The 22,022-nt window shown below is 70.0% G+C and carries 22 protein-coding genes and 1 pseudogene; 10 read left to right on the forward strand and 13 right to left on the reverse strand.

Translation table 11 applies throughout. The features are described from left to right. The 3 genes and pseudogenes from OM076_RS23485 to recR all read left to right on the forward strand — a co-directional run. Positions 1-915 (forward strand): annotated as a pseudogene (locus OM076_RS23485) (hypothetical protein); the annotation flags it as partial. Continuing rightward, positions 915-1,358 carry a YbaB/EbfC family nucleoid-associated protein gene (locus tag OM076_RS23490; RefSeq protein WP_270042519.1) on the forward strand — a complete coding sequence of 148 codons (444 nt, stop codon included), beginning with the start codon at positions 915-917 and terminating at the stop codon, positions 1,356-1,358. The pseudogene OM076_RS23485 and the gene OM076_RS23490, both read left to right, overlap by 1 nt. Positions 1,359-1,361: 3 nt before the next feature. Continuing rightward, positions 1,362-1,958, forward strand: coding sequence for a recombination mediator RecR (gene recR / locus OM076_RS23495; protein ID WP_270042520.1), 597 nt, complete (start codon positions 1,362-1,364; stop codon positions 1,956-1,958). 45 nt (positions 1,959-2,003) lie between these two features. Here recR and OM076_RS23500 read toward each other — a convergent pair whose 3' ends face one another. From OM076_RS23500 to OM076_RS23515, 4 genes are all read right to left on the reverse strand, one after another. Further along, a complete protein-coding gene (locus OM076_RS23500) occupies positions 2,004-2,693 on the reverse strand; it encodes a DUF559 domain-containing protein (protein ID WP_270042521.1) in 690 nt (229 codons plus the stop codon). 256 nt (positions 2,694-2,949) lie between these two features. Next, positions 2,950-3,822, reverse strand: coding sequence for a hypothetical protein (locus OM076_RS23505; RefSeq protein ID WP_270042522.1), 873 nt, complete (start codon positions 3,820-3,822; stop codon positions 2,950-2,952). Between the two features lie 44 nt (positions 3,823-3,866). Further along, complete coding sequence (locus tag OM076_RS23510; RefSeq protein WP_270042523.1) at positions 3,867-4,265, reverse strand: hypothetical protein; 399 nt, start codon at positions 4,263-4,265, stop codon at positions 3,867-3,869. After that, positions 4,262-5,167, reverse strand: a complete 906-nt coding sequence (locus OM076_RS23515; RefSeq protein WP_270042524.1) for a hypothetical protein — start codon at positions 5,165-5,167, stop codon at positions 4,262-4,264. The genes OM076_RS23510 and OM076_RS23515 overlap by 4 nt, the downstream gene beginning before the upstream one ends. 244 nt (positions 5,168-5,411) lie before the next feature. On the opposite strand from OM076_RS23515, the gene OM076_RS23520 reads away from it, so the two are divergent. The 4 genes from OM076_RS23520 to OM076_RS23535 all read left to right on the forward strand — a co-directional run bounded on the left by OM076_RS23520 (position 5,412) and on the right by OM076_RS23535 (position 9,523). Beyond that, positions 5,412-6,656: an aspartate kinase gene (locus OM076_RS23520; RefSeq protein WP_272598354.1), complete on the forward strand. Its 1,245-nt coding sequence runs from the start codon at positions 5,412-5,414 to the stop codon at positions 6,654-6,656. Beyond that, complete coding sequence (locus tag OM076_RS23525; protein WP_270042526.1) at positions 6,653-7,678, forward strand: aspartate-semialdehyde dehydrogenase; 1,026 nt, start codon at positions 6,653-6,655, stop codon at positions 7,676-7,678. Before OM076_RS23520 ends, OM076_RS23525 begins: the two co-directional genes overlap by 4 nt. 178 nt (positions 7,679-7,856) lie before the next feature. Beyond that, positions 7,857-8,624, forward strand: coding sequence for a hypothetical protein (locus tag OM076_RS23530; protein ID WP_270042527.1), 768 nt, complete (start codon positions 7,857-7,859; stop codon positions 8,622-8,624). A 110-nt stretch (positions 8,625-8,734) separates the two neighbouring features. Then, a complete protein-coding gene (locus OM076_RS23535) occupies positions 8,735-9,523 on the forward strand; it encodes a hypothetical protein (RefSeq protein WP_270042528.1) in 789 nt (262 codons plus the stop codon). Here the strand turns inward: OM076_RS23535 and OM076_RS23540 are convergent. Genes OM076_RS23540 through OM076_RS23555 form a run of 4 tightly spaced genes read right to left on the reverse strand, consistent with a single transcriptional unit; the run spans position 9,520 to position 14,355 of the window. Next, positions 9,520-10,428: a CoB--CoM heterodisulfide reductase iron-sulfur subunit B family protein gene (locus tag OM076_RS23540; RefSeq protein WP_270042529.1), complete on the reverse strand. Its 909-nt coding sequence runs from the start codon at positions 10,426-10,428 to the stop codon at positions 9,520-9,522. The genes OM076_RS23535 and OM076_RS23540 overlap by 4 nt on opposite strands. Continuing rightward, a complete protein-coding gene (locus OM076_RS23545; protein WP_270042530.1) occupies positions 10,425-11,465 on the reverse strand; it encodes a succinate dehydrogenase/fumarate reductase iron-sulfur subunit in 1,041 nt (346 codons plus the stop codon). The genes OM076_RS23540 and OM076_RS23545 overlap by 4 nt, the downstream gene beginning before the upstream one ends. Positions 11,466-11,483: 18 nt before the next feature. Then, the gene (locus OM076_RS23550; RefSeq protein WP_270042531.1) at positions 11,484-13,169 is read right to left on the reverse strand and encodes an FAD-binding protein; all 1,686 of its coding nucleotides are present in this window, start codon (positions 13,167-13,169) and stop codon (positions 11,484-11,486) included. A 31-nt stretch (positions 13,170-13,200) separates the two neighbouring features. Then, complete coding sequence (locus OM076_RS23555) at positions 13,201-14,355, reverse strand: site-2 protease family protein (RefSeq protein ID WP_270042532.1); 1,155 nt, start codon at positions 14,353-14,355, stop codon at positions 13,201-13,203. Positions 14,356-14,378: 23 nt separating this feature from the next. Here OM076_RS23555 and OM076_RS23560 point away from each other — a divergent pair, with 23 nt between their 5' ends. Next, the gene (locus OM076_RS23560) at positions 14,379-15,362 is read left to right on the forward strand and encodes a malate dehydrogenase (protein WP_270042534.1); all 984 of its coding nucleotides are present in this window, start codon (positions 14,379-14,381) and stop codon (positions 15,360-15,362) included. Between the two features lies 1 nt (position 15,363). Here the strand turns inward: OM076_RS23560 and OM076_RS23565 are convergent, their stop codons facing one another. The 4 genes from OM076_RS23565 to OM076_RS23580 form a co-directional block, all read right to left on the reverse strand. Then, positions 15,364-15,774 carry a hypothetical protein gene (locus OM076_RS23565; protein WP_270042535.1) on the reverse strand — a complete coding sequence of 137 codons (411 nt, stop codon included), beginning with the start codon at positions 15,772-15,774 and terminating at the stop codon, positions 15,364-15,366. Between the two features lie 88 nt (positions 15,775-15,862). Next, positions 15,863-16,306, reverse strand: a complete 444-nt coding sequence (locus OM076_RS23570) for an SRPBCC family protein (RefSeq protein WP_270042536.1) — start codon at positions 16,304-16,306, stop codon at positions 15,863-15,865. Then, a complete protein-coding gene (locus OM076_RS23575; RefSeq protein WP_270042537.1) occupies positions 16,303-17,232 on the reverse strand; it encodes an NAD(P)H-binding protein in 930 nt (309 codons plus the stop codon). The genes OM076_RS23570 and OM076_RS23575 overlap by 4 nt, the downstream gene beginning before the upstream one ends. 432 nt (positions 17,233-17,664) lie before the next feature. Then, positions 17,665-18,876: a cation:proton antiporter gene (locus OM076_RS23580; RefSeq protein WP_270042538.1), complete on the reverse strand. Its 1,212-nt coding sequence runs from the start codon at positions 18,874-18,876 to the stop codon at positions 17,665-17,667. Between the two features lie 39 nt (positions 18,877-18,915). On the opposite strand from OM076_RS23580, the gene OM076_RS23585 reads away from it, so the two are divergent. Continuing rightward, positions 18,916-19,677, forward strand: coding sequence for an MBL fold metallo-hydrolase (locus tag OM076_RS23585; protein WP_270042539.1), 762 nt, complete (start codon positions 18,916-18,918; stop codon positions 19,675-19,677). Between the two features lie 54 nt (positions 19,678-19,731). Next, complete coding sequence (locus OM076_RS23590) at positions 19,732-20,736, forward strand: EAL domain-containing protein (RefSeq protein ID WP_270042540.1); 1,005 nt, start codon at positions 19,732-19,734, stop codon at positions 20,734-20,736. Here OM076_RS23590 and OM076_RS23595 read toward each other — a convergent pair. Further along, positions 20,733-22,001, reverse strand: a complete 1,269-nt coding sequence (locus OM076_RS23595; RefSeq protein ID WP_270042541.1) for a hypothetical protein — start codon at positions 21,999-22,001, stop codon at positions 20,733-20,735. The genes OM076_RS23590 and OM076_RS23595 overlap by 4 nt on opposite strands. Positions 22,002-22,022: the final 21 nt, after the last annotated feature.

Consider the following 22,022-nt stretch of genomic DNA (forward strand, 5'->3'; position numbering starts at 1 on the left):
CCCGCCGGGACGGCCGCCCCGGCAGCCGCCGCTCCCACGCAGCCGTCCGGCTCGCCCACGCAGCCGTCCGGCCCGCCCGCCCAGCCCGCACACGCATCCGCCGCGCCCACGCAGCCGTCCGGCTCGCCCACCCACGCTGCCGGCTCGCCCGCCCACGCCGGCGCCGCGCCCACCCAGCGCGCCACGCCGCCCGCCCTCACATACGACGAGTACGGCGTCCCGCATCACACCGATTCCGACGCCCCGGCCTTCGTCGAGTCCGGCGCACCTTCCAACGGTGGCTCCGCTCGCGCCCACGGGCGCACCGACGTCCACATCCACGCCGAGGTCGACGGGCAGCCGATCGACGTCTCCGCGACCCTTCCCGGCGCCGGGCACGCGACCGCGCAGGAGGCGCAGCGCGCCGCCGAGACGATGGCCGGCGTGGTCTCGCACGAGCTCGCGACCGCGACCGATCCCGCGCCCGCCGTCACCGCGACCGCGACCGTGGACCACGACGCGCCCGCTCCCGCGCCGAGCTTGGCGCTCTCGCTCGACTCGCTCGGCCAGTCGTGGCCGGCGATCCTCGCGGAGCTGCGGGAGGGCACGCCGATGCTGGCCGCCGCGCTCGATGACTGCGCGCCCGCGGCGCTCACCGGCGACGGGCTGACGCTCGCGTGGCCGGAGACCTCGTCGTTCCTCAAGCGCAAGGCGGAGGATCCGGCGAATAAGGAGCTGCTCGTCAAGGCGATCCGGTCGGTTACCGGGTCCTCGCTCCGGCTCGCGTACGAGCTGCGCTCCGAGAGCGACCCGATGCCCACGCTCACCGCCACGGCGCCGAGCGCACCGAAGCTGACCGAGGACGATCTCGTGCAGCGATTCATGGAGGAGTTCGACGCGGAGGAGCTTCCTCCCGACCCCGAGGAGCAGACCTGATGCCCCAGCCGCCCAATCTTCAGAAGATGCTCGCCGAGGCGCAGGCGATGCTCGCGCAGCAGCAGGAGGCGCAGGAGAAACTCAAGGAGCAGAAGGTCGAAGCGTCAGCCGGCGGCGGGATGGTCAAGGTCGCGATGACGGGCGACATGCGCCTCGAGAGCCTCGTGATCGACCCCGACGCGGTCGACCCCGAGGACGTCGAGATGCTGCAGGACATGCTCACCGCGGCGATCAACGAGGCGCTGCGGATGGCCGAGGAGCTCCAGCAGAGCCAGCTCGGCGGCGCCGAGCAGGGCGGCTTCGACCCGATGAGCGCGCTCGAGTCACTGGGCCTCGGCGGCATGGGCGGCCTCGGCGGTGGCGGCGGGCCGGCCGGCCTCCCCGGCGGGATGCCCCCGGGCGGCGGCAATCGCGCCGCACGGCGCGCCAACAAGAAGCGGTAGCGCTTGCTCGCCCCGCCCCTCCAACGGCTCGTCACCGAGCTGTCGAAGCTGCCGGGGATCGGCAACCGCACGGCGCAGCGCCTCGCCTTCCACGTGCTGCGCGCCTCCGACGGCGACGCGCGGGCTCTCGCGCAGGCGATCATCGACGTCAAGGAGAAGATCACGCTCTGCGAGATCTGCTTCAACCTGGCCGAGGGGCCGAAGTGCGCGATCTGCCTCGACGAGCGCCGTGACCTGAGCGTGCTCTGCGTGGTCGAGGAGCCCAACGACGTGATCCCGATCGAGCGCACCCACGAGTTCCGCGGCCGCTACCACGTGCTCGGCGGCGCGCTCTCCCCGATTGACGGCGTCGAGCCCGAGGACCTGCGCCTCGCGCAGCTCTACCGGCGGGTGACCGACGGAGTCGGCGAGGTCGTCCTCGCCACGAACCCGACGACCACGGGCGAGGCGACCGCGCTCCACATCGCGGGCGAATTGCACCGCGTCGCGCCCCAGGTGACCGTCACCCGCCTCGCCAGCGGGCTCCCGGTGGGCGGCGACCTCGAGTACGCCGACGAAGTGACGCTCGGCCGGGCGTTCTCCGGCCGCCGCACGCTGTAGGAGTCTGTTGATGAATGGTCGGACCGACCATTCATCAACAGACTCCTAGGCATCCCGGACCCCCGCGGCCCGCAGGCGGGCAAGCACCCGGCGGGGCTGCTTCATGTCCGCGCTGGAGACACGCAGCACTCGCTCCCCCGCGGCCTCCAGCTCGGCTTGGCGATCGGCGTCGTCGCGACGTGCGAGCGGGTCGTCGTGCCATTCGACGCTGTCGACCTCGACGACCAACCGATGCTGGGGCCAGTACAGGTCGGGGAACACCGTGCGCCCCGGCAGCCGGTAGACCGGGTTGGCCAGCGGTCGCTCCAGGCCGGCCGCGACGACGAAGTCGTGGACCCGGTCCTCCAGCGGGCTGCGGGTCGGCTGCGCGCCCAGGTCGAGGATCGACTTCGGGAGTCGCTCGAGCTCCGCCGCGCTCAACTTCGCCGCTCGCAACGCCCGCTTGACCACCCGCTCCTCCTCCACCCGCGCGAGGTCGATCACGGTCCGCAGCTTCGGCGTCACCGGAATCCCCTTGACCACGATCCGCTCGATGTACTCGCTGCGGTGCGCCTTGATCCGCGGCTGTCGGTGCTTGGACGGCGCGGTGATCTCAAACGGTCGCCCGTCCCACGTCACCAGCGCGTGCAGGGCCGCGGCGGAGTAGTGCGAGAGCACCGCACTCGGCCCGCACGCGAGCACCGCGGCCAGGAAGCGCCCTTCGGTGGCGATGTTGTGGTGCCCCCAGGCGAACACGGCCCGGTAGAGGCGATTGAGAATCCCCCGTCGCGTGCGAACTTCGACCTCTCGGGGAGTCAGCCCGCACTCATAGAGCTGAGACGTCGTCACGACGCCCCATTGGCCAGCGGCGATTCTCGCCACCTGCGCGTCCGGACTGGTCACGAGTCCACCTGTGAGGTGGATTCGTGACCACTCGCTCGACATGGCCGAAGCATCGCGCCCCGGCCTGCGACGGATCTACACGCGAATGTGACTTAAGCGTGCCAAACCGCTACGTCATCGCGACGAGCGTCTTGAGCTGCTTCTCGGCCTTCGTCACCGCCACTCGCGCCCGCTTCCACCCGCGCTTGGACTTGTGCCCGGCCGCGGTATTGAGCTTCCGGTAGGCGCGCGCGGTGTTGCGCAGCGCGACGACGACCTCCTCCGACGCCTCACCCTTCGGCGCGAGCGGCCCGAGCTCGTCGGCCGCGGACGCGTAGGCGAGCCAGAGCGTCTTCGCCGCCCGCGCCTGCCCGACCGGGCCCTTGGCGCGGCGCAGCGCGACGCGCTCGCGCACGCGGACGTCGTCGAGCGACTTGATCGTCTGCGGCGCTCGCATCCGGTAGGCGGTGCCGGCGTTCAATGTGATCGGCCGCGCGCCTTCGACCGTGATCTGGTCCAGGCCCTCCAGACACCAGGTCGGCGCTTCCTCAGCTCCGCTGCGGGCGGTGCACACGAGGGTGAGCACGCCGCGCGTCGTCGGGATCGCGTAGACGTCCAGGACCGAGTCACCGGTGCGCACGCCGCGATAGGCGCGCGCCTGCAGGCCGACGACGCGGGCGGTCTCGGCCTTGGGCAGGCCGCCCTCGGCCTTCGTCTCCAGAGCGGCCGGGACCAGTGACGCAGAGTCCGCGGGGACGAGCGCGACCGAGACGGTGGTCGTCAGGCCGGCGTAGGGCATGTAGGCGGGCGCCTTCTCCAGCCCCGGCAACGCGGGAGCGCGGACGGCGCGATGCCAGCCGGCGGAGACCTTCAAGCGCGCCGGGCCGGCGGAGAGCACCTGGGGCGCGGCCGCGGTCGGGGCCACCGGGTCGCGCGCGATCCGGTCCGCCACCGCCCACCCACCGAGACCGGCGGCGAGCGCTACGGCGAGGCCGGCGGCCATCCACCGCAGGCTCGGCCGCGGACGGCCGTCCTGGAGTCCCCTGATCATCCGGAGGTGTCGAAGGTCTTGCTGGACGACGACTTGCGCTGCGGCGGCGTGTAGGTCCGCGCCGGGGGCGTGTACGACGGGGTCGCCGTGGGGACCGGCGTGAACCGCGGCGCGACGCTGACCTTGGGCGAGGACTTGGCCACCTTGTGCTTGCGCTTGGCCGGCTTGCGATGCACAGGCAGGTGCAGCGCCGGCAGCGCGGCGACGCGCGACAGCGAGGGCGCCGCGATCGTCGCCGGCTTCAGCTCCTGCGTCGCGGCGGCGGGGGACGCGTTGGTGGTGTCGTCCGCCACGGCGGCCGTGTCGGGCCGGAGCACGGCGGCGGCGGAGAACGCGGCGAGGAACACCGCGGCGGCCACGGCGGCGAGGATGGCGGCGATCGGACGGTCGGTCATGTTCCCGCCGGGCACTTCGTGACGCGGCCCTTGGACGACAGGCACCGGTCGATGCGCGACGGGGCGGCGCCGCGGCGGATCACGAACGTGGTGCGTTTCCCGAGATAGCCGCTGCGCGTGACCGAGACCGTGATGACGACGCCGGCGCGCAGTCCGCGCTCGAAGCGGCCCATCCGCGTCAGCGTGCTCTTGCGCTGGGTGTGGGTGCGTGACCAGCGGCTCGCCGGGCAGCTGCGGCCCTTGCAGCGCACCGTGATCTTGGCCGTGCGCGGCGCGCGGACCGTGAAGAGCGTGATCTTGGCGCCGACGCTGGTCAACGTCCCGCGCATGCGGACGACCGGGAACGGCTTGATGATGCGGCGGTGACGGGACGTCTCCTGCAGGACCTCGCCGCTGGTCGGCACGGGCGTGGCCGGGACCTCGAACGCGGGATCAGGCGTCGGCACCGGAGTGGGCGCGACCGTCGGGATCGGGGTCGGCGTCGGCGTCGGGGTCGGGGTCGGCCGCGGTGTCGGGACGGGGGTCGGCGTCGGCGTCGCCACAGGCGCGACGGTGCTGGACGTGATCGTGAACCGCTCGGCGCGGCCGCTCGTTCCAGGATTCTGTGGTTGGCCGCGGTACGCGTAGAGGTTCAAGGCGATGTAGCGACCCACGTCGCCGGATTGGATCGTGTAGTTGTTCTGGTACAGCGACCGGGTGAAGCACTCGGTCCAGGAGCGGGCGTTGGCGGGGCAGGCGAACCACTCCCAGCGCGCCGTCGTGCCACTCGGGCCGCTCCAGGCGCCGCCGGAGGCGGTCAATCGCGTGCCGACCCGGATCGGGCTGCCGTTGATGGTGCCCGCCTGCGTGACCTGGGGCGTGCTCTGCGCGTCCGCCGACCCGCCCAGCGAAAGGGCGAACATCACTGCAACGGCCAGTCCGGCCGCCGCCGCACACCACGCCCTCCTGCTGCTCACTCGCGCCACCTACCGCCTCCTGCGGCTGTACCCGTGCACAGCACATAGTGCTGCGATCCGTCGGCCCAGCAAGTCGTCCAATCGTCCAGGTTGAGGCTTAACCCATGGATGGGTCGAAAGTTTCACGGGTTCCACGCGCAGCGTACTCCTTCGAACTCCTATCCTCACATGCGTGTCCGGCACTGTCGTGATGAAGTTCGGAGGCACGTCCGTGGCCGACGCTGAGCGCATCAAGCGCGCAGCGCGGCGGATCGTGTCCGCCCGCGAGCAAGGGCACCGCGTCGTCGCGGTGCTCTCGGCACGGGGCAAGACCACCGACGAGCTGATCTCGGCGGCGGAGGAGGTGTCCGCCTCGCCCGACCCGCGCGAGATGGACATGCTCCTCTCGACCGGCGAGCGGATCTCGTGCGCCCTGTGCGCGATGGCGATCAATGACCTCGGCCACCGGGCGATCAGCCTCACGGGGTCCCAAGCCGGCATCGTGACGGACACGTCGCATACGAAGGCCCGGATTCTGGACGTACGCGCGGACCGAATCCGCGAGGCGCTCGACCAGGACCTGATCGTGCTCGTGGCGGGCTTCCAGGGGGTGTCGACCGCGCGCGACGTGACGACGCTCGGGCGCGGCGGCTCGGACACCACGGCGGTGGCGCTCGCCGCCGCGATGGAAGCCGAGGTGTGCGAGATCTACACCGACGTGGCCGGCGTCTTCAGCGCCGACCCGCGGATCGTGCCGGACGCGCGCAAGCTCCCCGTCGTCTCCTTCGAGGAGATGCTCGAGATGTCGGCGTCAGGCGCCGGGGTGCTGCAACTGCGGTCTGTGGAATATGCCCGCAACCATGGCGTCCGGATTCATTGCCGGTCCTCGTTCACGGAAGCGCCGGGTACCTTCGTGGTTGGAGAAGATGAGACGATGGAACGCCCCCTGATCACCGCCGTCACGCATTCGCGCGACGAGGCCCGCCTCACGCTGCTCGGCGTGCCCGATCACCCGGGCGTGTCCGGCCGCATCTTCACGGCGCTCGCCGACGCGAACATCAACGTCGACATGATCATCCAGGACGAGCCCGACGACGAGGGCGCCGAGGCGCACATGTCGTTCACGGTGCCGCGCACGGACCTGCGCGACGCCCGCGCGGCGCTCGATCCGATCATCGCCGAGGTCGGCATCCGCTCGATCTCCGAGGACGCCGAGATGGGCAAGGTCTCGGTCGTCGGCGCCGGCATGAAGTCCCACCCCGGCGTCGCCGCGCGCGTCTTCACGACGCTCGGCGAGCAGGGCATCAACATCGAGATGATCTCGACGTCCCCGATCAAGATCTCGTGCGTCGTCACCGCCGACTCGGTGGATCGCGCCGTGCGCGCGCTGCACGAGGCGTTCGAGCTCGGCGCCGACCAGATCGAGGCCGAGCACCCGTTTGGAGCACCAGCGTGAGTCAATATCGAGTCGCAGTCGTGGGCGCCACCGGCGCCGTCGGAACCGTCATGCGGGCGAAGCTGAAGGAACGCGGCTTCCCGGCCGAGACGATCGTCCCGTTCGCTTCTGAGCGCTCGGAAGGGCGTGAGCTGGACGGTGTGCCCTGCCGCGTCCTCAGCGACGAGTCGATCCAGGGCTTCGACATCGCCCTCTTCTCGGCGGGAGCAACGACCTCGCGCGCGTGGGCGCAGAAGTTCGTCGACGCCGGCGCGGTCGTCGTCGACAACTCGAGCGCCTTCCGCAAGGACCCCGAGATCCCGCTCGTCGTCTCCGAGGTCAACCCGGACGCGCTGGAGGGCCACAAGGGCCTGATCGCGAACCCGAACTGCTCGACGATGCAGCTGATGGTCGCGCTGAAGCCGATCTACGAGGCCGCCGGCATCGATCGCCTGATCGTCTCGACCTACCAGTCGGTCTCCGGCACGGGCGTCAAGGCGGTCAAGGAGCTCGAGGACCAGACGCGCGCCGCCCTGGCCGGCGAGCCGCTCCCGGACGCGACGATCTACCCGCACCACATCGCGTTCAACGTGCTCGGCGGCGCCGGCAACTTCGTCGACGGCGACGACCACACCGACGAAGAGCGCAAGATGATGCACGAGACGCGCAAGATCCTCGGAGACCAGTCGATCAAGATCGCGGTCACCTGCGCCCGCGTGCCGGTCCGCAACTCGCACTCGGAGTCGGTCTCGCTCGAGACCCGCGAGGCCCTCAGCGTCGAGGACGCCCGCAAGCTGCTCGAGAACCAGCCCGGGCTGATCATGGTCGACGACCCGCGGACCCACGCGTACCCGACGGCGCTGGCCAGCGCGGGGCACGACGAGGTCTTCGTCGGCCGCCTGCGGCGCGATCCCACCCACGAGCGCGGCCTGCAGATGTGGGTCGTCAGCGACAACCTGCTCAAGGGCGCCGCCACCAACGCGGTGCAGATCGCCGAAGTCCTGCACGAACGTGGGCTGGTAAAGGTTCCAGCTGCCGCATAAGCGGGTACCACACCTGTCAAGCGGGAACTGAACTTCACCACAGGACGGTCGGGGTACGACTGTGAACAGGGCGGGCCTTCGGGCCCGCCCTTTCCTTTGGGGCGCTGTCGGATTCCCGCCAATTTGTTGGCGGAGAACGCGGTGGGAGCGAGATGAGCCGATCGGCAGCCTGATCGGCATGAACTCACGCATCCTCCTCGGCGCCCTCGTCGGCGCCACCGCGCTCGTCGCCATCCCGTCCGCCGCCGACGCGGCCGCGACCTGCAGCTACTCGCCGTCCACTCGGACGATGACCGCCACCTACAGCGCGGGCGACTCCGCGTTGACGGTCCGCAACGGCCAGTTCCTGCAGATCAGCGAGAACGGCGTCAGCTTCCGCAACTGCGGCGCGGCGACGGCCGCCAACACCGACTCGGTCGTCGTGCGCGGCCCGTCGGGCCAGGGCGCAGCGCAGCAGACCACCACGATCGACGAGCGCAGCGGCGGCGACTTCGCCGAGAGCAACCCCAAGCTGCACTTCACCGTGTTCACGGGGACCAATGACCGCCTGGTCATCCGTGAGGGCGGCTTCCTCGACGCGATGCACCTGATGGACCAGAGCGGACTCGCGCTCGGCCCGGCGATCGACCTCGACTACGACGGCGACATCGACATCCGCATGACGACCGGCTCGGACTCGATCGTCCAGGTCAACGGCGGCGGCGGCGCCGACTTCATCGACGCCACCAGCGTCCGCACGTATCACACGGTCCAGGTCGGGGAGGCCGGCAACGACGCGCTGCTCGGTGGGCACCTCTCCGACAGCTTCGACGGTGGCCCGGACCAGGACACGATCCGCGCCAAGGACGGCATCGCCGAGTCCGTCAAGGGCGGCACCCAGGTTGACGACGGCACGTTCGACTTCAACCTCGACCAGCTCAACAGCATCGAGCGCCCCGGCTTCTAGACGGAACCGTTTATTCCTTGAGCTAACCCGCCAATTCAGACGTGGACGCGCCCATCGCGGACCTGCCAGCGCGATGGGCGCGGCCCTAGGCCGCTGAGAGCCTGAATGGCATGAAACGCATCCTCCTCAGCGCCCTGATCGGCGCCTCCGCCATCGCCGCCATCCCCTCGGCCGCGAACGCCTCGACGACGTGCACCTTCGACTCGGCCAAGCGAAAGCTGGAAGTGCGCTACGGCGCCGGCGACACCCGCGTGACCGTGCGCAACGGGTTCGGGCTCGAGTTCCGCGCCGGCACCACCGGCGCGTTCCAGAACTGCTTCTCGGCCACGGGCGTCATGTCCAGCGCCGCCAACACCGACAAGGTCACGATCGCCGCCGCCAATTCGACGGCCGCGGCGCTGCCGCAGACCACGACCATCGACGAGAGCCAGGGCGACTTCTCCTCCAGCAACCCGAAGCTGCAGTTCTTCGTCCTCACCGGTACCGGCGGCGACCGGCTGGTCGTCAACGAGACGTCGTCGCTGGATCAGGTCGGCGTGCAGAACCAGACCGGCGGGCTCGCGATCGGCCCGGCCGTCGACCTCGACATGGACGGCGACATCGACATCCGCATGACCACCGGGTTCGACAGCGTCGTGCAGGTCAACGGCAACGGCTTCTCCGACTTGCTCGACGCCAGCAAGCTCACCGTCGCCCAAGCCGTGCTGATCGGCGGCGACGGCAACGACACGCTGAAGGGCGGCAGCAAGCAGGACAACCTCGACGGCGGCATCGGCAACGACCGGTTCTTCGCCAAGGACGGCGCGATCGACATCGTCACCGGCGGTACCGGCACCGATCACGCCACGATGGACTTCAACCTCGACCGCCCGTCGAGCGTCGAGCAGCAGGACTTCTAGGCCGCGGCCCCGATCACCGACGTCGTCCAGTCGATCACCGACGACGGCTTGACGACGTGCTTGTTCATGCCCAGCTCCTTGGGCGAGAGGCCCAGGGCCAGCCCGAGGAGCTGCGGCAGGTGCAGGACCGGCATGTTGAGCGGACGCCCGACGACGCCGGCGGCCAGCGGCTGCTGCAGGTCCAGGTTCAGGTGGCAGAGCGGGCACGGCGTGACCAGCGTGTCCGCCTCGGCGTCCATCGCGTCGCCGAGGTGGCGACCCGCCTGGCGCAGCGAGTTCTGCTTGTTCATCGTGATGATCGGGAACCCGCAGCACTTGTACTGGCCGGCGTAGTCGACGACGTCGCCGCCCAGCGCCTCGATCAGCAATTGCAGGTAGGTGTCCCGCGGGTGGTCGGCGTCGATGCCCAGCCGGTCGGTCGGGCGCACGATGTAGCACCCGTAGAACGGCCCCACGCGCAGGTTGGTCAGGGGCCGCACGACCTTGGACTTCACGACGTCCAGGCCGATCTCCTCGACCAGCATCCACAGGAAGTGCTTGTTGGTGATGCCCTTCTCGTACGTGAGCCCCTCGGCCGACAGCGTCTCGTTGACGTGGTCGCGGTACGGGGTGTTCGCGTCCAGGCGCTCCTGGCACTCGCCCTGCGCGCCCTGGCAGGTCGAGCAGATGTTCATCATCATCGACGCGCCCTTGGAGATCTCCTCCTGGGCGAGCGCGAAGGTGCGGGCGTTGAGGGTGTCGGCCAGCTCCTGGTTGTGCTCGGCGATCACGCCGGCGCCGCAGCAGGATGCGCGGTCGAGCGTGACGAGCTCGATGTCCAGCAGCGGCGCGACCCGCTCCATCGAGCCGTGCAGCTCAGGCGTGAACCCGCGGCTCACACAGCCGGGCCAGTACGCAACCTTCATTCGCCCTCCTCCTCTTCGCCCACCACGTAGAGGTTGAGCTCAAAACGCTCTTCGCGATCGTGGACGTCGCGGAAGATCCGCTTGACCTCCTTCGACGCCTTGTGCTTGTGCAGCAGCGCCCCCGCGGGCGTGACCTTGCCGCGTTGCACCGCGCGCAGGATCGCCGGGAGCGAACTCAACAGCTCCGGCACCGCCCGCGGGTGGAACTTGCCGCCGTAGGAATCGGGCAGCAGGTCCGCCTCGTGCAACAGGCCGTTGCGCTCGATGTTGTTGACGAACGCCATCTCGTGCCGGTGGCCGTTGTTGCGATCGTCGATCCCGTAATCGCCGCCGGCGATCCGCCGCAAGCGCATGATCTGGCTCATCGGCGCGACGCCCTTCGGGCACGCCTCGATGCAGTTGAAGCAGTGCGTGCAGTCGTAGATGCCGTGCTCGTCCTCGGCGAGGTCGCGCAGGCGCTCCGCGGTCTGGCCATCGCGCGGGTCACCGACGAAGCGGTAGGCCTTGGCCAGCGCGGCCGGGCCGATGAAGAGCGGGTCGACCTCCATCGACAGGCAATCCGAGACGCAGGCGCCGCACTGGATGCAGGCCATCGTCTGGGTGATGTCGATCATCGAGTCCGGCTCCACGATGTACTCGCGCTCCGGCGGGTCGCCCTCGGGGAGCAGCCACGGCGTGACGCGGCGCATCTTCTTCCAGTGGACCGCGTCCATGTCGACGATCAGGTCCTTGAGCACGGGCATGTTGCCCATCGGCTCGACGGTGATGACGCCGTCGGCCGCGTTCTCGAAGGCCTTGTCGAGGTGGGTGTGGCAGGCCAGCGTCGGCTTGCCGTTGACTCGCACGCCGCACGAGCCGCAGATCGCGGCCCGACAGGAACAGCGGATGCCGATCGACCCGTCCTGGCGATCCTTGGCCTGCAGGATGCCGTCGAGCACCGAGCGATGCCCGTCGAGGTCGATGTCGTAGTCCTGCCAGTGGGCGGCCTCGCCGGTCTCTGGCGAATAGCGTCGGATTCGGAGCGTGTACTCGGGCATTAGTCCTCTTTCGAAACCCTAGTAGGTCCGCTCTTGGGGCTGCCACTTGGTGATCGTCACCGGCGAGTACGAGACCTTCGGGACGTCAGAGCCATTCAACGAGAGGTCGATGTGCTTGAGCCACTCGTCGTCGTTGCGCTTCGGGTAGTCGGTGCGGAACTGGGCGCCGCGCGACTCCTTGCGCTCGAGCGCGCCGACCACGATGCACTCGGCGCAGTCGAGCATGTAGGAGAGCTCGATCGCGCCCAGGACGTCCTGGTTGAAGACCGAGCCGCGGTCGTCGATCGTCGCGTTCTTGGCCTCCTCCTTGAGGCGGCGCACGATCTCGTGCGCCTCCAGGAGACCCTTCTCGTCGCGGAAGACGGCGACCTTCTCGTTCATCATCGTGCCGAGCTCGTCGCGGATCTCGGACACCCGGCGACCGCCCTGGCGCTTGAAGATCTCGTCGATCTCGGCCGAGGCGTCGCGCAATGCGGTGCGGCTCGGAGCCGGCATCGACATGTGCTTGGCCCGCTCGGCAGCGTGCTCACCGGAGCGGCGGCCGAAGATCAGCGTGTCCAGCAGCGAGTTCGCGCCCAGGCGGTTGCCGCCGTGGACGGAGACGCAGGCCACCTCGCCCGCCGCGTACAGGCCGGGGATCGACGTCGCGCCGTGGATGTCGGACTTGACGCCACCCATGATGTAGTGGCAGCCGGGGCGGATGTGGATCGGCTGGCGCGTGATGTCGACGCCGGCGAAGTCGCGCCCGATGTTGACGATCTCACGCAGCGCCTCGAGGGTGCGCTTGCGCGGGACCTTCGTGATGTCCAGCGCGACCGTGCCGTCGGGGAAGCCGCGACCCTCGTTGATCTCGGTCTGCTCGGCGCGGGAGACGACGTCGCGCGACGCGAGCTCCATCTTGTTGGGCGCGTACTTCTCCATGAAGCGCTCGCCCTCGGCGTTGTAGAGATGCGCACCCTCGCCGCGGGCGCCCTCGGTGATGAGGATGCCGTTGCCCTGCAGCGTCGTCGGGTGGTACTGGATCATCTCCATGTCCATCAGCGGCGCGCCGATGCGGAAGGCCTGGGCGATCCCGTCGCCCGTGCAGATGATCGCGTTGGTGGTCGGCTTGAAGGCCTGGCCGGCGCCGCCGGAGGCGAGGATCGTCGACTTGGCGGCGAAGAGCTCCATCGAGCCGTCGCGGATGTTGCGCGCGACCGCTCCGACGCAGTTGCCCGCCTCGTCCTGCGCGAGGCCGGTGATGAACCATTCCTCGTAGCGGTCGATCTGCTCGTGGTGCTTCATCAGCTGCTCGTAGAGCACGTGCAGCAGCGCTTGGCCGGTGATGTCGGCGATGTAGTAGGTGCGGGCGGCGGAGGCGCCGCCGAAGGCGCGGGTGCCGAGCTTGCCCTCGGCGTTGCGATGGAAGGTGACGCCCGCGTGCTCGAGCCAGAGCACTTCGTTCGGGGCCTCACGGCACATGATCTCGATCGCGTCCTGGTCACCCAGGTAGTCGGAGCCCTTGACCGTGTCAAAGGCATGAGATTCCCAGGAGTCGTCAGGGTTCAGCGCGGCGTTGATGCCGCCGGCGGCCGCGTTGGAGTGCGACCGGACCGGATGGACCTTGCTCATGATCGCCACCGTCGCCCCAGCGCGCGCCGCCGCCAGGGCGGCCCGCTGACCGGCAAGGCCGGCGCCGATGATCAACACGTCGTGTGCGGGCATGCCCGCACAATAGCTTTAGGCGGGTCCGGAACTACGCGAGGCGTGCCTGGAGCGCCCGCGAGACCTGCTCGACGGTGACGACGCCGCGCAGCCGTCCTTCCGCGTCGACCGCCATCAGGGCGCCGAGCGTGCGCAGCGGTTCGTTGCCGATCAGCGACTCGAGCGGCGTGTCGGTGCGGACCTGCTCGGAGTCCGCGGTGACGATGCGGATCGGCTGCGCCGGGTCCTCGTGCAACGCGGCGTGCTCGACGGCGGCGCGGTGGGCGATGCCGGCGAAGTGCCCGTCGTCCTCGACGACCGCGAACCACGGCCAGCCCTGGTAGCGCAGGAAGAACTCGTCGTAGGCCCGCTCGACCGTCAGGCCGGCGGGGATCGTGACGGGCTCGGAATCCATGATGTCGCCGGCGGTGACGCCGTCCAGGCGGTCCGCGAAGCGACTCTGGGCGACCGCGGCGCGGGCGGCGCCGCCGAGCATCCAGCCCAGGACGATCCACCACAGGCCGCCGCCCTGATCGCTCTCGCCGAGGAAGACGTAGACGCCGTAGCCCATCATCAGGACCGCGAAGCCCTGGCCGAGGTACGCGGCGAAGCGGGTCGCCTTGTGGCGGTCGCCGCTCAGCTGCCAGGCGACCGCGCGGGTGATGCGCCCGCCGTCGAGCGGGAACGCGGGGACCATGTTCAACACGAACAGCCCGGCGTTGGCGAGTGCGGTGAAGGCGACCACGACCTCGACGAGCGTGCCGGAGGCGTAGTCGAACGTCGCGGCGTGGATCAGCTGGTCGCCGAGCAACGCGTAGCCGACGCCGCCGAAGACGAGCGTCAGAATCAGCGTGACGGCCGGGCCCGCCGCGGCGACGCGGAACTCCTCGCCCGGGGTCTCGGAATCGCGCATCGCCCGCATGAAGCCGCCGAAGAAGAAGAGGTCGATGCCACCGACCCCGATCCCCTCACGGCGCGCCGCGAAGGCGTGCCCGAGCTCGTGCAGGACGATCGAGCCGAAGAACAGGAACGCGGCGATGACGGCGGCGTAGAACCCCTGGTTGGGCTCCGCGATCGCGTTGGCGAACGAGTCGTTCGTCCACCAGATGAACAGGAACAGGATCAGGAACCACGTGGGATGGACGCCGACGCGGATCCCACGGACCCGGAAGAGCTGCAGTGAATTGCCGCCGCCGAACACGCTCATGAAGGTTGACATAGCCTTGACGCATGTCCACCAACGTCACAGTCACCGGCGCCGCCGGGCAGATCGGTTACGCCCTTCTCTTCCGAATCGCCTCCGGGCAGCTGCTCGGCCCCGACACCAAGGTCCGCCTCAAGCTCCTCGAGATCCCGCAAGCCGTCAAGGCCGCCGAGGGCACCGCATTGGAGCTGTTCGACTCGGCGTTTGAGCTGCTGGAGGACATCGACATCTACGACGACCCCACCAAGGCGTTCGAGGGCACGAACATCGCGCTGCTCGTCGGCGCCCGCCCGCGCACCAAGGGAATGGAGCGCGCCGATCTGCTCGAGGCCAACGGCGGCATCTTCAAGCCCCAAGGTGAAGCGATCGCCGCCGGCGCCGCCAATGACATCAAGGTCCTCGTCGTCGGCAACCCGGCCAACACCAACGCGCTGATCGCCCAGTCCAACGCCGACGGCGTGCCGGCTGCGCGTTTCACCGCCATGACCCGCCTGGATCACAACCGCGCGATCGCCCAGCTCGCACAGAAGACCGGCGCGGCCGTGTCGGACATCACCAACATGGCCATCTGGGGCAACCACTCACCCTCGATGTACCCCGACCTGTTCAACGCCAAGGTGAAGGGCGAGCGGGCCTGGGACGCCGTCGGCGACGAGAACTGGGTCGCCAACGAGTACATCCCGCGCGTCGGCAAGCGCGGCGCGGAGATCATCGAGGCCCGCGGCGCCTCGAGCGCGGCGTCCGCCGCCTCCGCCGCCGTCGACCACGTGTATGACTGGGTGAACGGGACCGCGGAGGGTGACTGGGTCTCCATGGCGGTCCCGTCCGACGGGTCCTACGACGTTCCCGAGGGGATCATCACCTCGTTCCCCGTCACCACCTCCGGCGGTGAGTGGAAGATCGTCCAGGGCCTCGACGTGCCCGAGTTCTCCCGCGAGCGCATCAACAACACGGTCAACGAGCTCCAGGAGGAGCGCGCGGCCGTGGCCAAGCTCGGCCTCGTCAGTTAACTCAGGCGCCTTCTCGAAGGTGCCAGCCGCGCCCGGACTTCGTCACTTTGCCCTCTTCGGCGAGTCCGGGCATCACGCGGTAGAGGTAGTTCTGCTGGATCCCCATCGCCTCGGCGAGCTCGGGGATGGTGATGCCGGGGCGGTCGGTGACCAGTTGCAGCGCCTCGGCGGCGCGGGTGCCGCCACCCTTGGGGCGGCCGCGCTTGGCGCCGGTGCTGGGCCGGCCCGGACCGCGACGCCCGCGGCGAGCGGGAGCGGCAGCCACGGTGGCAACCGCCGCGGACGCGCCGTTGCCGATCCCGCCGAGCGCCTGGTCGGCGGCCAGGAGCTTGTTGTACTCCTCCACTGCCGGCTTGAGCTCCTTCAGGCGAGCCTGGATCTCCTTGCGCTTCTCGTCGAGAAAATCGGCCATCTGAGTGTGACTCCGTGGAAGAGAGAGTGAACTGTCGGCGCAGACGGTATCTGACTATCGACTGACTCGGCGCATGGGCGGTTGCCGGTCAGTGTTCGAGGAGCGCTTTGAGTTGTTGCAGTGAACGCCGCGCCTCACGTTCGGGCACGCCGCCCACCACCACCTTGCTGGCTGCCATGCCCAGCAGGCCGCCCGGCGCGCGAAACTCGTTCTCGTACTCGAAATGGGTGCCGTCGCCGCTCGGTGTCAGGCGGTAACTGGTGCGCGCGTATGACCCGGCGGGCCCACGGCCCTCCCAGGTTGCACGGTGGGGGCGCTGCGCCTCCGTGAGTGTCCAGTGCACTTTGAAGTTGGCATGGCGCAGGCTCAGTGTCTGATCCATTTTATACCCCTTGCGCGGTTCGCCGGAATCCGTCCGGTTGACCTTGCGATGGATCGTCACCCACTCGTGCAGCCGTTCGGGGTCGAGCATCAGGTCATAGACCGCCTCGGGCGGTGCGGCGATGTCGATCTGCGCGCGAACTTCACTCATGTGGTGCTCTCCATATCACGCAGCGCACGTTCGACCGCCGCTTGCAGGCGGTGCGGACGGACGCCGAACGCCGCCGCCGCGGCATTGTCGCGGGGAAGCAGGTCATGTTCGAGCGATTCCATCAGCGGCTCGATCAGCCCCGGGTCCTCCTGCGCGACCGCGGCCGCGACGACCGAGGCGACCGGGGTGAGGTTGAACGGCAGCGAGATCGCGGGGCGCGGGAGCAGCATGACCCTCGAGATCGCCTCGAGCAGTTCCTGGTAGCTGACGACGTCGGGGCCGCCGATGTCCCACGCGCGGCCGGTGTGGCGCGTCCCGACGGTCGCCGCGGCGGCGAGGTACTCGAGCACGTCGCGGCCGTCGATCGGCTGCGTGCGGTTCGAGCGCCAGGCAGGCAGGGCGAGGACCGGCAGGCGTTCGATCAGCCGGACCAGGAAGCGGAAGGAGCGCGAGCGCCCCGCGACGACGATCGAGGCGCGCAGCGCGACCGAGTGCGGCGCGGCGTCCAGCAGGGCCTGCTCGACGGTCAGCCGCGACGCGAGATGGCGCGAGAGCGCGCCGTCAGACGGCAGCAGGCCGCCGAGATAGACGATCCGCCGCACGCCCGCCTCGGAGGCGGCCCGCGCGAACGCCTCCGCCTGACGGCGCTCGAGGTCCACGAAGCCGCCGCCGACCCCCTCCATCGAGTGGATCAGGTAGTACGCGACGTCGACCCCGTCCAGCGCCCGGTCCAGCCCCGCTCCGGTCGTCGCATCCCCGAGCACGAGGTCGTCGAGCTGCGCCCCGGCGGCCTCCACCCGCTCGCGCGAGCGCGCGAAGCCACGAACGGCATGCCCATCACGAGCCAGGCGCGGGACGAGCGCGGCGCCCACGTACCCGGACACGCCGGTGACGAGGGTCTGCAACGGGGCCTGCAAGCGGGACATGCTCCCCAGGCTGACAGGGATCCAAAACCCCGGAGGATGCGGGAACGCCATGTCGCAAACGGGGAGGATTTCGCCCCAACAGGGGCTATTTGCGGGAAGAACAGAGAAAGCCTGCGTTTTGCGGATCCGGGTGCTCGGCAGCCCTTGCACGCCTCGCCTTCAGGCGCTTTGATCGCCCCGGTCGTTGTGACGGAGTCGTGAACGAAGGGGCTATCGAAGTCGTGTCTGCAGTTGCTGCGCCGCCGCGCGCCAAGCGGTCGAAGAAGGTCACGTGCGAGGAGTGCTTCTTCGCTCGTAACGGCCTGTGTGCGCTCGAACTGGATGAACCCTGCGCGACGTTCCGTCCGGATCATCCGGACGGGCTACGCCCGCCCACCCAGATGCGCTTCGTCTTCCGCCAGGAGCGCCGGCGCCAGTCCGCGTGGGCGTTCCCTACGGCGCAGGAGCAGGCTCGCCTGCACGGTTAGCCACCCAGTTCGATCCTGGCGTGTCGGTGAGACCGTGCGCCAGGATCGACGTGAAGACGCACAGCGCGGCGAGGTTGAAGATCTCCTCCGCCGCGGGGAAACCGTCTCCCAGGACGAGCAGCGAGAACGCCATCGTGGCGACGCCCTTGGGGCCGAACCACGCCATGAACGCCTGCAGGTAGAAGGGCAACCGGGTGCCCAGGAGCGCGACGGCGATCGCCGCCGGCCGGGCGATCAGGAGCGTGACGGCGACGACGCCGACCGCCGCCCAGCCGTCGCCGAAGAGCCCGTCGAGCGTCAGCAGCGAGCCGAAGACGACGAAGACGCCCAGCTTGACGATCTCGACGATGTCGTCCGCGCGCTCCTCGAACGTGTGCCGCAGATCCTGGCGGCGGATGCCGAGCGTGATCGCGAAGACGAACACCGCGATCAGCCCGTTGCCCGCAGGTGGCAGGACGGTCACGCCGTACGTCACGAACGCGCAGCCCAGCGCGTAGAGCGAGCGCTGGTGGGCCGGGATGTCGCTGTCACGCGGGATCGCGGCGGCGGCGAGCAGGCCGAGCGCGATCCCGAACGCGAAGCCGAGCGTCACGTCCTGCAGCACGAAGTGCCACCACACGAAGCCCTCGTCGCCGCTCAGCACCGCGGCGAAGGCGAGCACGGCCGGGAGCGCCAGACCGTCGTTGAGCCCCGACTCGAGGTTCAGCGAGTGGCGCACCACCCGCGGGACGCGCGGGTTGGTGACCACGCTCGAGGACAGGACCGGGTCGGTGGGCGAGAGCAGGGCGCCGACGAGGAAGCTCTCGGTCCAGCCGAGGTCGGTCAGCCAATGCGTCGCCACCGCGACGATCACGCAGGTCAGCGGCATGGCGATGACGAGCTTGCGCACCGGCAGCCGCCACGCCTTCTGGAGCATCTCGGCCTCGACCTCGAGGCCGTCGCGGAACAGGATCACGATCAGCGCCACCAGCGCGAGGTCGTGCACGAAGCCTGAGCGCGGATCGATCTCGAGCACGCCGAACCCGCCATCGCCCAGCAGGAAGCCGGCGAGCACGAAGACCGCGGTCAGCGAGAGGAAGGAACGGTGCGCGAGCCCCGACGCCAGCGCACCGATCACCAGCAACCCGCCGAAGATGAGCGCCGCGACGTCGAAGTCGGCCACGGCGACGACGATCACGAACGGTTAGGGTGCCACACCGAGGAGGCCCTGGAGAGCTTGCGCATCACCGTCCTTGGGAAATCGCCGGCGTGGCAGGACGCCGACGGCGCCTGCTCGGGCTACCTCGTCGAGACCGGGCCCGCCCACCCGGCCGTGCTGCTCGATTGCGGTCCGGGCGTGTTCGCCAAGCTGCGCACCCGCGTCGACTACGCCGCGGTCGGCGCCGTGGTGATCACGCACCTGCACGCGGACCACATCCTCGATCTCGTCCCGTACGCGTCCGCGTTGCGCTATGGCCCGCGGTCGGCGCGGCCCAAGCTCTATGCGCCGCCGGGCGGCCTCGAGGCGTTCGCGGGGATGTCCAGCGCGACCGCGATGTCGGCCGAGCACGTCGCGCTCGCGTTCGACGTGACCGTCTACGACCCGGCCGACACGCTGACGATCGGCGAGGCGACCGTCCGCTTTCAGCCCGTCCCGCACTTCATCCCGGCCAACGCCGTCGAGTTCGCCGCAGGCGGCGCGCGGTTCACGTTCTCGGCGGACTGCGCGCCCAATCAGGAGCTGTGCGACTTCGCCGCCGGAACGGACCTGCTGCTGATCGAGGCGACGATCCCCGAACCCGAGCGCGACGGGGATCGTGGGCACATGACGCCGTTCGAGGCGGGTGAGCACGGCGCGCGGGCTCAAGCGAAACGCGTGGTATTGACCCACTTCTCCGACGAGCTCGACGTCGCGTGGGCACGCGCCGAGGGCGAGCGCGGCTTCGGCGCGGCGGTGGACACCGCCCACGAAGGTGCCACGTACGAACTCGGTCGGTAAAGAAATGTGGCACCCGCGCCGATCTCTAGGGTCGTGACCCTAGCCACCGCCGCAATGGACGGGGTACGACTGCTTTCGCACCGGCCGTCAGTGCTCTACAAGATCGAGCATCTCGCCTCCGAGCCTGCCTCGGGCGATATCTCCGTGCATGGACTCCTGCTGGCCGGCCCCGGCTGGGACGAGCGACTCAAGGCAGTCATCAAGGCGCTGTCGATCTCCGAGCGCGCGTGCCTGTTCGCCGTGCGCCTGGCCGACGAGCAGTCGCTGCCGGTGCCGGCCGAGACGCTGCTGGACCGGACGCTCTCCGACTGGTTTCCCGAGTTCCTCTCGCACGGGCAGATGCGGCCGCACTTCCAGCCGATCGTCGACCTGCATGACGGGCTCGCCTACGGCCGCGAGGCGCTGATGCGCGGGATGCTCGGCGCGGTCGAGCTGCGCGGAGCGGAGCTGATCGCCGCCGCCGAGGCCCACGACGCGCTCTTCTCCTTCGACTACCGCGCCCGCACCGCGGCGCTCGAGATCGGCCTGCCGCTGCTGCCCGAGGGCGAGACGCTGTTCGTCAACCTCGACCCGCGCGCGGTGCTGGACGTCGAGAGCTCGATGCGCACCACGTGGCCGATCGTCGGCCGCCTCGGCGCCGACCCGTCGCGGATCTGCCTCGAGGTCATCAAGCCCGAGCGCTGCCCGGACCGCGAGCTGCTGCGCGACATGGTCGCCGAGCACCGCAAGCGCGGCGCGCGCGTCGCCCTGGACGATCTCTCCGGAGGCCCCGACTCGCTCGCCTGCCTCGAGCTGCTGCGCCCCGACATCGCGAAGATCGACATGGCGCTCACGTCCGGCATCCACCACTCGCCGGCGCGTCGCGCGCTGGTCAAGGCGCTGGTCGACTGCGCCCACGAGCTCGGCGCCAAGGTCGTGGCCGAGGGTGTGGAGCGCGTCGACGAGTTCCGCGCGATGGCCGACCTCGGCGTCGACCTCGGCCAGGGCTTCTACTTCGGGCAGCCGACCGAGCGTCCGATGGCGGTCGACACCCGCCTCGTCCGCCCGCATTCGTACTAGCGGATCAGTTTCACCTTCACCGGCTTCGCTCCCGCCAGCGTCAGCTGCGCCGTGAGCGAGTGCCGCTTCGTCAGCGCCCTGCGTGCGGTCAAGGAGAGCTTGAGCTTGAGCTTCGCCTTCGCGCCCGGCTTCACGGTCCCGCGCGCGCTGGCGATCGTCACCGCCTTCTTCGCTCCCGGGAGGGTCGCCGTCAGCTTCAGGCTGACGCGGCAGCTCGAGCGCGCGAGCGCGGGGCAACTCGCCTCCGCGGCGAGTGAGCCCGCCTTGGAGACCGTGTAGCGCTTGGCCGCCTTCAGCGTCCCGGCGGTTCCGGCGGGGCCGGGGCTCGCCGTCGGGGTTGCGGTCGGCGTGGGGCTAGGGGTGGGGATGCGCGTCGGGACCGGCGTCGGCGTGACGGTCACCGGGGGATGGTTGACCACCTTCAGGTCGTAACTGCGCACCGACGCGTTGCCCGCCCCGTCGGTCACCGTCACCTCGAGCTTGTGGGTGCCGTCGGGCACCAGCGTGCTGTCCAGCGGCAGCGTGATGCGCTTGGCCGTCGGGCAGTCGTCGTTGAGCGGCAGGTCGATCGTCGTGTCGCCCGGCGAGAGCTCGCTGCAGAACGCCTGCCCGAATCCGACCGACGCCATCGGGACGCCGCCCAGCGTCGCGGTCGCGGTCGCGAGGCCGATCCCGCCGTCGCGCGCGTCGATGAGGATGTTGACCACGCCGGCCGCGTAGCTCGGGATCTGCGCGACGTCGAAGACCGGCCGGAGGTCGTCGCGTACCTGCAGCGCGAGGAAGCGGAACTCCACCGCGGAGCCGGTCATGTCGCAGCCGGCGGTCGCGCAGCGCACGCCGAGCTCGACCCACGACCCTCCGACCGTCTTGTTGAAGACGCCGTCGAGCGTGCCGGCACCGTCGAGCGACTCGAGGTCGCTGTTCGACGTACGCGCGAAGTATCCGGGCCCGGTCACGCGGCGCCCGATCCACACGCCCTCGATCGCCGTGCTGCCCACGGGCGGGGTGAAGCGCAGCGACGCGTAGCTCCCCTCAGGCGGGCTGGTGTTCTGGAAACCGAGGCGGATCGTGTCGGCGGCCGTCTGGCACGGCTGGCTCGACGTGAGCGTCACGGACGCGCCCGCCGATTGGGACGCGTCATAGCTCACCGGCAGCGGCCGCCCGTCCGGGCCGTGACAGGCCCACAGCATCACGTCGCTCGCGCGTGCCGAAGCCGGTGCTGCGGCCAGCACGGCGAAAACGGCGAGCGCGAGCAACCGACGCATCAAGCGAAGGTACTCGGGCCG

It is taken from the genome of Solirubrobacter ginsenosidimutans (genome assembly GCF_027587205.1).